The 10,044-nt window shown below is 60.6% G+C and carries 9 protein-coding genes; 8 read left to right on the forward strand and 1 reads right to left on the reverse strand.

The window, feature by feature from the left end; translation table 11 throughout:
* Nucleotides 1–135 precede the first annotated feature (135 nt).
* The gene (carA, locus tag DW796_RS01330) at nt 136–1,575 is read left to right on the forward strand and encodes a glutamine-hydrolyzing carbamoyl-phosphate synthase small subunit (protein WP_118094028.1); all 1,440 of its coding nucleotides are present in this window, start codon (nt 136–138) and stop codon (nt 1,573–1,575) included.
* Nucleotide 1,576: 1 nt separating this feature from the next.
* On the forward strand, nt 1,577–4,891 hold the full coding sequence (gene carB, locus DW796_RS01335; protein WP_118094029.1) for a carbamoyl-phosphate synthase large subunit: 3,315 nt from the start codon (nt 1,577–1,579) through the stop codon (nt 4,889–4,891).
* 215 nt (nt 4,892–5,106) lie between these two features.
* Here the strand turns inward: carB and DW796_RS01340 are convergent, their stop codons facing one another.
* The gene (locus tag DW796_RS01340; RefSeq protein WP_158551165.1) at nt 5,107–5,889 is read right to left on the reverse strand and encodes a GntR family transcriptional regulator; all 783 of its coding nucleotides are present in this window, start codon (nt 5,887–5,889) and stop codon (nt 5,107–5,109) included.
* 308 nt (nt 5,890–6,197) lie between these two features.
* On the opposite strand from DW796_RS01340, the gene DW796_RS01345 reads away from it, so the two are divergent.
* The 6 genes from DW796_RS01345 (at nt 6,198) to DW796_RS01370 (ending at nt 10,024) form a co-directional block, all read left to right on the forward strand.
* Entirely contained in the window at nt 6,198–6,632 is a 435-nt protein-coding gene (locus DW796_RS01345) for a PTS sugar transporter subunit IIA (protein ID WP_118094030.1), read from the forward strand.
* A gap of 79 nt (nt 6,633–6,711) precedes the next feature.
* A complete protein-coding gene (locus tag DW796_RS01350; RefSeq protein ID WP_089572604.1) occupies nt 6,712–7,200 on the forward strand; it encodes a PTS sugar transporter subunit IIB in 489 nt (162 codons plus the stop codon).
* Between the two features lie 72 nt (nt 7,201–7,272).
* Nucleotides 7,273–8,130 carry a PTS sugar transporter subunit IIC gene (locus DW796_RS01355; protein WP_089572605.1) on the forward strand — a complete coding sequence of 286 codons (858 nt, stop codon included), beginning with the start codon at nt 7,273–7,275 and terminating at the stop codon, nt 8,128–8,130.
* Complete coding sequence (locus DW796_RS01360; protein WP_117646152.1) at nt 8,130–8,957, forward strand: PTS system mannose/fructose/sorbose family transporter subunit IID; 828 nt, start codon at nt 8,130–8,132, stop codon at nt 8,955–8,957. The genes DW796_RS01355 and DW796_RS01360 overlap by 1 nt, the downstream gene beginning before the upstream one ends.
* Nucleotides 8,958–9,152: 195 nt before the next feature.
* Nucleotides 9,153–9,479: a hypothetical protein gene (locus DW796_RS01365; protein ID WP_117646153.1), complete on the forward strand. Its 327-nt coding sequence runs from the start codon at nt 9,153–9,155 to the stop codon at nt 9,477–9,479.
* A gap of 104 nt (nt 9,480–9,583) precedes the next feature.
* The gene (locus DW796_RS01370; RefSeq protein WP_158550938.1) at nt 9,584–10,024 is read left to right on the forward strand and encodes a MarR family winged helix-turn-helix transcriptional regulator; all 441 of its coding nucleotides are present in this window, start codon (nt 9,584–9,586) and stop codon (nt 10,022–10,024) included.
* Nucleotides 10,025–10,044 lie beyond the last annotated feature (20 nt).

Genomic DNA, 10,044 nt, shown 5'->3' on the forward strand with positions numbered 1-10,044 from the left:
TGCATAGAAAGTCATAATTATCATTTCGTAAACATTTCGATGAAATTAACGCCATGAGGCATGCTTGCGGTTACAATACCGCGAGGCCTAACTACACACCTTTAAGCCGGTCCTGTGAGACCGGGAAGGAGAATTATGGCGAACAACCATACCGCGGGCGCTGCCGCCCGCACCTTCGCGCCCAGCGAGCTTTGCCAGCGTATGCTGGCCAAAACCAGCAAGGGCACCTGCGGTCCCTGTATCCTGTATCTTGAGGATGGGACCATTTTTTATGGACGTGCATGCGGCGCCGAGGGCACCGCGACCGGCGAAGTCTGCTTCAACACCTCGCTCGAGGGCTACTTTGAGGTCATGACCGACCCGAGTTATGCCGGCCAAATTGTAACCATGACCTATCCGCAGATCGGCAATTACGGTATCGACGAGACCGATGTCCAGTCGGCCTTCCCCGGCGACGCCGTGCGCCCTGCGAGCGCTCCGGCTATGCGCGGCATGATCGTTCGCGACATGTGCGCCACGCCTTCTAACTGGCGCTCGGCCGTCAGCGTGCCGGAGTACCTGCGCGCTCACGGCATCGTCGCTATCGAGGGTGTCGACACCCGCGCTCTGGTGCGCCATCTGCGCGACAATGGTTCCAAGATGGGCATTATCTCGACAGAGATCTTCGACGTCGACGAGCTCGCCGAGCGTCTGGACGCAGCGCCCACGCTGGTGGGCGAGAACCTGGTCAAGACCGTGAGCTGTCCCGCGCCTCACGAGTTTGTGGCCGCCGACCTGCCTGCCACGCATGGCTTTGCGCTTGTGGCTGCCGCTCCTGCCCGTCACAAAGCGGTCGCCTACGACTGCGGTGTGAAGCGCGGTATTCTGGAGGGCCTGGTCCGTGCCGGCTGCGACCTCACCGTCGTGCCGTGGGATACGCCCGCCCAGCAGGTGCTCGACATGAATCCTGATGGCGTCTTTTTGTCCAACGGCCCCGGCGACCCCGATGCCGTGGTGGAGACCTACGAGCAGGTGCAGCAGCTGATCGGCAAGGTGCCGGTCTTTGGTATTTGCCTGGGTCACCAGATGATCAGCTTGGCCTGCGGCGCCCAAATGGAAAAGCTTAAATTCGGTCACCGTGGCGGTAACCAGCCGGTTATGAATCTGGTGAGCCGTCGCGTGGAGATCACCGCGCAAAACCACGGCTTTGGCCTGCTGTTCCCCAGTCTGGGCAAACTGATTCCGGAGCTTTCCGGCGGCGAAACCGAGCATGCGGCCGATGGCGACCTGCGCGCCTGGGTGCGTCGCGGCGTCGCGCCGGTCGTGATGAACGAGCGCTTTGGTCGCATTCGCCTGACACATGTGAACCTCAACGACGGCACCGCCGAGGGCATCCAGCTGCTCGACGCCCCGTGTTTCTCGGTCCAGTACCACCCCGAGGCTTCGCCCGGCCCCACCGATGCCCACTATCTCTTTACCGCCTTTACGCGACTCATGGACGGCGAGGAGAACTACCTGGACATCGACACCGCGAAGGACCGCCTCGCCGGCTGGAATTTCGCCGAGTCCGAGAACGCTGCGACCGAGGAGAACTAACATGCCTAAACGTACTGACATCAAGCGCATCCTCGTTATTGGTTCGGGCCCCATCGTTATTGGCCAGGCCTGCGAGTTCGACTACTCCGGCGCCCAGGCCTGCAAGGTGCTCAAGGAGGATGGCTTTGAGGTCATCCTGGTCAACTCCAATCCGGCGACCATCATGACCGACCCGGGCTTGGCCGACCGCACCTATGTTGAGCCTATCACCGCCGAGTTTATCGAGCGCGTGATCAAGAAAGAGCGCCCGGACGCGCTGCTGCCCACGCTGGGCGGCCAGACCGGTCTGAACGCCGCCGTCGAGCTGGCAAAGGACGGCACGCTCGACAAGTACGGCGTCGAGATGATCGGCTGCGACCTGGCCGCTATCGAGCGCGGCGAGGACCGCAAACTCTTTAACGAGGCCATGGCCGAGATCGGCCTGGAGGTCGCGCGCTCGGGCTATGCCTACAGCGTGGCCGACGCCGAGGCTATCGCCGAGCGCGTGGGATATCCCTGCGTACTGCGCCCGAGCTTTACCCTCGGTGGCGCCGGCGGCGGCATCGCGCATACCCACGAGGAGCTCGTCTCCATCGTGAGCCAGGGCCTTGAGCTCTCGCCTGCCCATGAGGTGCTGGTCGAGGAGTCCATCGAGGGTTGGAAAGAGTATGAGATGGAGGTCATGCGCGACCACGCCGGCAACGGCATCATCGTGTGCTCCATCGAGAACCTCGACCCCATGGGCGTGCACACCGGCGACTCCATCACCGTGGCGCCAGCGCAGACCCTCTCCGACCTTGAGTACCAGCGCATGCGTGTCGCGTCGCTCGCCATTCTGGAGAAGATTGGCGTCGAGACCGGCGGCTCCAACGTGCAGTTTGCCGTGAACCCCCAGACCGGCCGTCTGATCGTCATCGAGATGAACCCGCGCGTGAGCCGTTCGTCCGCACTGGCCTCCAAGGCCACGGGCTTCCCCATCGCCAAGGCCGCCGCTCGCCTGGCCGTGGGCTACACGCTCGACGAGATCGTCAACGACATCACCAAGGCAACGCCCGCCTGCTTTGAGCCCACGATCGACTACTGTGTGGTCAAGGTGCCGCGCTTTGCCTTCGAGAAGTTTAAGGGTACCGACCCCACGCTCACCACGCGCATGAAGGCCGTGGGCGAGATTATGGCGATCGGCCGCACCTTTGAGGAGGCCTTCGGCAAGGCCATGCGTTCGCTGGAGGACGGGCATCAGGGCATTTGTGCCGGTGGCAAGGAAGGTGCCGACAAGCTGAGTGACGACGAGCTCGCCCAGGCCGTGGGCACCCCGACCGAGCACCGCATCTGCTTTGTGGTCGAGGCCCTGCGCCGTGGCTGGGACATCGCCCGCATCCATGCCATCTGCGGTATCGATCCGTGGTACCTCAACCGTATCAACGATATGGTGCAGGTTCAGGAGAGCATCCGCGGCCTGCGCGTGGAGGACATCGACGCCGACGCGATGCGCCTGCTCAAGCAGTATGGCACGAGCGACGCCGAGATCGCCGCGCTGACCGGCTCGGACGAGCGCTTTGTGCGCGCTTACCGCAAGGGCCTGGGCGTGGTCCCCAGCATGAAGACGGTCGATACCTGCGCTGCGGAGTTCTCGAGCGCCACGGAGTACCACTACAAGACCTACGAGAACATCTACCGCACGAGCCCGGATGCCAAGAAGTGCGTGGCTCCCGACGAGACCACGCCGGCGGACAAGCCCAAGGCGATGATCCTGGGCGCCGGCCCCAACCGTATCGGCCAGGGTATCGAGTTCGATTACTGCTGCGTGCACGCGAGCTACGCGCTGGCGGCCCGCGGCTTCGAGACCATCATGGTCAACTGCAACCCCGAGACAGTCTCGACTGACTACGACACCTCGGACCGCTTGTACTTTGAGCCGCTCACCTATGAGGACGTCATGGACGTTATTGATGTTGAGCGTCCCGACGGCGTCGTGGTGACGCTCGGTGGCCAGACCCCGCTTAAGCTGGCGCGCATGCTCGAGGAGAGCGGCGTGAACATTATGGGCACCAAGCCCGATGCCATCGACTTTGCCGAGGACCGCGAGCGCTTTGCCGCCCTGCTCGACAAGCTGGGCATTATGTATCCGCCGGCGGGCCAGGCAACCTCGTTTGAGGAGGCCGAGGCCGTGGCCGCGCACATTGGCTACCCGCTGCTGGTGCGTCCGAGCTACGTGCTGGGCGGCCGCGGCATGATGATCGCCTACGATGCCGAGCATCTGCGCGATTACATGGCCGAGGCTGCGCGCATTAGCCCCGACTACCCGGTATACCTGGACCGCTTCCTGGAGGGTGCGATCGAGTCCGATGTCGACGCCCTGTGCGATGGCGAAGAGGTTTACATCGGCGGCATCCTGGAGCATATCGAGGAGGCCGGTATTCACTCCGGCGACTCCGCGACCTGCATTCCGCCGTTTAGCTTTAGCGAGAGCCTGCAGGCAAAGCTTCGCGAGACCACGCGCCGCATCGCGATGGCGCTGGGCGTGCGCGGCTTGGTCAACGTGCAGTACGCCATTAAGGGCGAGACCGTTTACGTGATCGAGGCCAACCCGCGCGCAAGCCGTACCGTGCCGTTTATCTCCAAGGCCACCGGTGTGCCGCTCGCCAAGTGTGCCGCACGTATCATGGCGGGCGATTCCATCGCGAGCTTGGGCCTGCCGAGCGACGAGCGTCAGCTGGACTGGTTCTGCATGAAGGAAGCCGTTATGCCCTGGGGCCGTTTCCCGGGAGCCGACGTTATCCTGGGGCCCGAGATGAAGTCGACCGGCGAGGTCATGGGTATCGCCAAGAGCTATCCCGAGGCATACGCCAAGACGCAGCTGGCGATTGACTACAAGCTACCCGACCCGAGCGCCGGCAAGGTGTTCATCAGCGTGTGCGACCGCGACAAGCGCCATATCCTTTCGGTCGCCCGCATCCTGCGCTACCTGGGCTTTGATATCTGCTCCACCGAAGGTACGGCGCGCGTGCTGCGCGGCGGCAACGTGACCTGCGAGATCGTGGAAAAGATCAGCGGCCCACATGATGGCGAGCGCCCCAACATCGGCGACCTCATCGCCGATGGCAAGATCGCGGTGATCATCAACACGCCGTACGGTCCGGGCTCGCGCGGCGACGGCTATCTGCTGCGCACCGAGGCAGTGCGACGCGGTGTGACCTGCGTGACCGCGATGTCTGCCGCCAACACGTACGTGAGTGCCATCGAGGCGGTGCGTGAGGACCAGCAGGGTCACGGCAGCGCCAACGACATGGGCATGGACGTCATCGCCCTGCAGGACCTGCCGCAGCACACGGTGTAATGTGACCTGGTCGGCCGGGGCGGCAGCCGGACACTTTCTCTCGGAAACTGGGCTTCGCGAAGTTTTCCGAGAGAAAGGACCGCCTCCCGCCCCGGCCTACGGTGACTCGGTTGCACCGTGTGCTGCCGAAGGGGCTTTGTGCGATGACTAGGGCTGAATAGAAAATGAGTGTGGGCGCCGTCGTTCGTTTGAACGACGGCGCCCACGTTTTGGATTTATTGGGCTGTGGCGGTGAAGGTTGTTTTGTCGGCGGCGATGTGCACGTGCAGCTTTGCCTGACCGTCGCAGCTGATGAGCACGCCTACCTCGAACGGGGTTCCCGTCTTGTCGTAGGTCGAACGCACGATGCGCATCGCCGCCTTACCGGTGTTCTGTCCCAAAAGACGCGCCTCATGCTTGTCGAGGTTGACCGTCTCGTAGACGGCATCGACGCTTGCGGGCAGGATGCCGGTCTTTTCCGCGATGTAGGCGTAGAGCGAGCCATCCACGTCTTTGCGCGTGAGCTCGGGGCAAAGTGACACGGGGATATAGACGTAGTTGAGCTCCATGGGTTTGTCGTTGGCGAGACGCAGGCGGCGAATCTCCCAGACGGGTGTCCCTTCGGGCACTTTGAGCCCGGAGGCGATGCCGCGGACGGCCGGTATGCTTGAAAAGGCGAGAATCTGCGAGCTCGGAACCCGTCCCGCTTCGCGCATCCGCGCGCTGAAATTCAGGGCCAGGTCGATGCCGGGTGCTGAAGTTTGGGGCTTGATGAACGTGCCCTGGCCGCGCTTGCGCACCACGCGCCCCTCGATGACGAGATCTTGGAAGCAACGGCGCACGGTCGCGCGCGATAACTCCAGCCGCTCACAGATTTCGAGCTCGCGTGGCAGCGGCGTCTTGGTGTCGAACGCCTGGCTGGCGATAAGCAGAGCGATTCGATGTTTAAGCTGGACATAGAGCGGCGTATCACCGCTGCGGTCGAAGGGTTCGGAGGCGAGAAACGAGATCATATCCATGGGGTACCTCCATGTCGTGGGCGTACGTGACATGGTCTGACACTGCGGGGCAAACCGGAGATGCCAGGCCCGATTCTTGCTGGTATGTATGGTGCATAAGGAACATAAAACATTTATCAGGCAATCTACCTGCTATTTTAAAAATAATTAGAAGAAAAAATAATTTAGGCACAAAAATAGTTGCTACCGTTAACCGATGAATAGTTACCGTTCGCAACTATTTTCTTGTACCGAACATGCCCCGGCGCAACAATAATCTCAGCAAAAAGCAAAGCCGTGCGACACACGGCAGGTCGAGAGGAGACCGCATGCGGTATCTGGTAATGGTCAGTCACGGAACGCTCGCTCCCGGACTGCACAGTGTCCTCAAGATGCTCGGCAATGACGCCCCGAACATCTTGTCGACGAGTCTCGTGGACGGCATGGGCGCTGACGAGTATGTCGAGAACGTCAAGGCGATGCTCGCTCCCGTTACCGCCGATGACGAGGTTGTCCTGCTTGGTGACATCCTGGGCGGATCGCCGCTCACCAATGCCATGAACACGCTGGCCGAGAAGGGTTTGCTCGCCCACACCATTGCCTTCGGCGGTATGAATCTGCCCATGGCTATGACCGCCATGATGGGGCTTGCCACCATGGACCTGGATTCCCTCAAGCAGATGATGCTGCAGGAGGGCAAGAACGGTATGTCCGAGCTCGTTGTCCCGACCGATGACGCCGACAACGAGGACGACGACATCTAGGCAGCGCATCCGCCCAAATTTTCGTGATGGAGCGGGGGTTAAGAGGAAAGACCCCCGGTGATAAAGAAAGGGAGAACGCATGATTTCGTTCATCCGTATTGATGACCGTATGATCCATGGACAGACCGTTACCCGTTGGGCCCTCGAGTATCCCTGCGACGGTCTTATCGCCGTCAACGACGCTGCAGCGTCCAACCCCGTGCTCAAGGAGGCCTACAAGAGTGCCTCGGGCAAGAAGACGTTCGTGTGGACCAAGGAGCACTTCAAGGAGGTCTCCGAGAAGGTTCTCAAGTCCGACACCAAGTACTTCCTGATCACCAAGAACCCGCTCGACATGAAGGAACTTCTCGTCGATTTTGGCTTTAAGCCCGGCATGGACCGCATCATCGTCGGTCCCTGCAACGATCGTCCCGGCACCACCAAGCTTGGCAACAACCAGTCGATCACGCAGGAAGAGGCCCAGGCGCTCGAGGATCTCACCAACGCCGGCTACACGGTCGAGTTCGCCCTTATCAAGGAGAAGTCCATCGGTGAGTGGCCCAAGTTCCGCGGTCAGTTTGGCTTCTAGTTAGGTGCCAGCCGCATTTTGGTATCTACAGCCCTTGGTGAAAGGGGCTGAGGAATAAAGAAAGGGGAAAGCATGGCAATCAATGCATTCCAAGCCGCGCTGTTCGGCCTGTTCGCCTGCCTGGCATCACTGCCTGGCATGGGCGGCACGACGATCGGCAACTACACTCTGGGTCGTCCTCTGGTCGCCGGCCTCATCGTCGGCATCATCATGGGCGATATGCAGACGGGTATCCTCGTCGGCGCTGCCATCCAGGTTGTCTACATCGCTCTCGTGACCCCCGGCGGAACCGTCTCCGCCGACGTCCGCGCCGTGTCCTATATCGGCATCCCGCTGGCGATCCTCGCCATCAAGAACTCGGGCATCGATCCCGCCTCCGCTGAGGCTGCCGGCATGGCCGCATCCCTCGGTGCCGCCGTCGGCACGCTCGGCACTGTGCTCTTCTATGGCACCGCCACCATCAACCTGGTGTGGCAGGGCATGGGCTGGAAGTGGCTCGAGAAGGGCGATCTCCACAAGCTCTACCTGGTCAACAACGTTCTGCCTTGGATCGGTCACATCGTCTGCTCGTTCCTCCCGACGTTCATCATCACCATGGGCGGCACCGCCATGGTCGACCTCATGAAGACCTACATGCCCATGGACGGCATCGCGATGAAGACGCTGTTTACCGTCGGCTCGCTGCTGCCTACCGTCGGTATCGCCATCCTACTCAAGCAGGTCATCTCTAAGCCCACGGACTTCCTGACGTTCTTCTTCGGCTTCACCCTGTCCGCTGTTATGGGCTGCAACCTGATCGCCGCTGCCGGCATCGGCTGCTTCTTCGCCCTGATCAACTATGAGATCGCTTCGCTCAAGATCGACCTCGCAAACGCTCCCAAGGCAGCTATCGCCTCGGGCTCAGATGATGAGGAAGAGGAGGACATCTAATGGCAGAGAAGAAAAAGCTCTCTAAGAAAACGCTTGCCAAGTCGTTCCGTAACTGGTCCTATGGCAACCTGACCTGCTTCTCGCAGGAGCACATGCAGACCTTCGGTTACCTGTGCGCCATGCTTCCGATTGTCGAGGAGCTCTACGACACGCCCGAGGAGCAGAAGCAGGCCCTCCAGACCTACTCCGCGTTCTTCAACACCGAGCCGCAGATCGGCACCATGATTGTCGGCGTCACCGCCGGCCTCGAGGAGGCTCGCGCAAACGGCGAGGCCATCGACGACGACGCCATCAACGGCATCCGCGCCGGCCTCATGGGCCCGCTCGCCGGCCTTGGCGACTCGCTGATCGTCGGTACCCTGATCCCGATCCTGCTCGGTATTGCCCTCGGTCTCTCGACCGGCGGCTCCCCGCTCGGCGCCATCTTCTATATTGTCGTGTGGAACCTGCTCATGTTCCTTGGCATGCGCTTTGCCTACAACCAGGGCTATGAGCTCGGCGGCAAGGCGGTCGAGGCCCTCGTCGGCCCCAAGGCCAAGGCTCTGCGTGATTCCATCGTGATGGTCGGTACCATGGTCATCGGTGCAGTCGGTGCTACCTGGGTCTCCATCACCTGCAGCCCCAACCTGGTGCTGCCCGGTGGCGGTAAGTTCCAGGACACGCTCGATGGCATCTATCCGCACCTGCTGCCGATGATCTTCATCATCTTCTGCTGGTACATGATGACCAAGAAGAAGGTCAACCCCATCGTTATGATGCTGATCCTCGTTGTGATCGCATTTGTGGGCGTTCTCATTGGCTTCTTCGACCCGGCACTGAGCTACTAGTCATCATCCCCTGGCCCCCTGTAAGGCCGTGCGGCCTCAACCGCACGGCCTTCTGATTTTGCGCCGCCCTTCAAGGGCAATATGGCCAGCGACCTCCATCGCCTACACGACACCCGCTATATTGCTCTTGAAAGATGACGTATTCGACAAACGATGCACTTGCGCATGATGCACACTTTGCACGAGGAGGACCATATGCACGAGAAACATGGACACGACCTTTCGCGCGACGACTTGATTCGCGAGGCAAAGATGCAGACCGATGCTATTCAGCGGCTCAATGTTTGGCTGCGCCTGGGCTATTCGCTCGTGGCGATTGGCTTTTTGATGGGGATGTGGGGTATGCAGGGCGGCCCCGGCTGGGGTGTCCCCGTGGGCATCGTGTGCCTGGTGGTGGGCACTCCGCTTTCGATCGTGCTTAAGGTCGGCACGACCAACGCCAAAAAGAATGTCGAGCGCATGCTCGAGGCCGCTGGTGTCGACGTTGAGGAGCTTATGCGACGCAAGAAGGACGAGCAATAGACTTCCGCGTTGGGGTATCATAAATAATTGTTGCGAATGTTAACTAATGTACGGCAAATGACGGTTTTATGGCCCTTCTAGAGTTGCAAAGGACAATATCCCCAGTGGATTACGATGACGTCGCTCGAAAACTGATTGTGTACTCACGTTCCCTTGCCAAGGGATCCTTGAGTGCTGCCGGCGGCGCCAGTGTGGGCGAGGCACCGGTTTTACAGTATCTATCGGGTATTGACGGTGATGTCATTCCCTCCGAGATTGCCAAGAAGCTGAAATTCTCCCGTGCGCGCATGTCGCATATCTTGGATTCACTCGAGAGTAAGGGTTACGTTCAGCGCAGGACTGATCCAAACGATCGTCGGCGTGTGCTGGTGAGCATTACCGAGGAAGGCCGTGATTTCGCGGCGAAAAAAAATGCCGAGAGTGTGGCATCGCTCTCGAAACAACTCTCAGCGCTCGGCGAGCACGATGCCCAGGAGCTCGTGCGCATCCTGAATAAAGCTTACAGCCTTACCTATGATGCCGACGACTACCTGGACAATCTATAAGGATAAAGACAGACATTTAG

Source organism: Collinsella sp. AM31-2AC (assembly GCF_003469285.1).
In the GTDB taxonomy this organism is placed as follows: domain Bacteria; phylum Actinomycetota; class Coriobacteriia; order Coriobacteriales; family Coriobacteriaceae; genus Collinsella; species Collinsella aerofaciens_AT.

Excerpts from the sequence above, each read along its gene's own strand:
- carB (WP_118094029.1), top strand. The coding sequence starts at position 1,577 with ATGCCTAAACGTACTGACATCAAGCGCATCCTCGTTATTGGTTCGGGC.
- DW796_RS01340 (WP_158551165.1), bottom strand. The coding sequence starts at position 5,889 with ATGGATATGATCTCGTTTCTCGCCTCCGAACCCTTCGACCGCAGCGGT.
- DW796_RS01365 (WP_117646153.1), top strand. The coding sequence starts at position 9,153 with ATGCACGAGAAACATGGACACGACCTTTCGCGCGACGACTTGATTCGC.
- DW796_RS01345 (WP_118094030.1), top strand. The coding sequence starts at position 6,198 with ATGCGGTATCTGGTAATGGTCAGTCACGGAACGCTCGCTCCCGGACTG.
- DW796_RS01360 (WP_117646152.1), top strand. The coding sequence starts at position 8,130 with ATGGCAGAGAAGAAAAAGCTCTCTAAGAAAACGCTTGCCAAGTCGTTC.
- DW796_RS01355 (WP_089572605.1), top strand. The coding sequence starts at position 7,273 with ATGGCAATCAATGCATTCCAAGCCGCGCTGTTCGGCCTGTTCGCCTGC.
- DW796_RS01350 (WP_089572604.1), top strand. The coding sequence starts at position 6,712 with ATGATTTCGTTCATCCGTATTGATGACCGTATGATCCATGGACAGACC.
- carA (WP_118094028.1), top strand. The coding sequence starts at position 136 with ATGGCGAACAACCATACCGCGGGCGCTGCCGCCCGCACCTTCGCGCCC.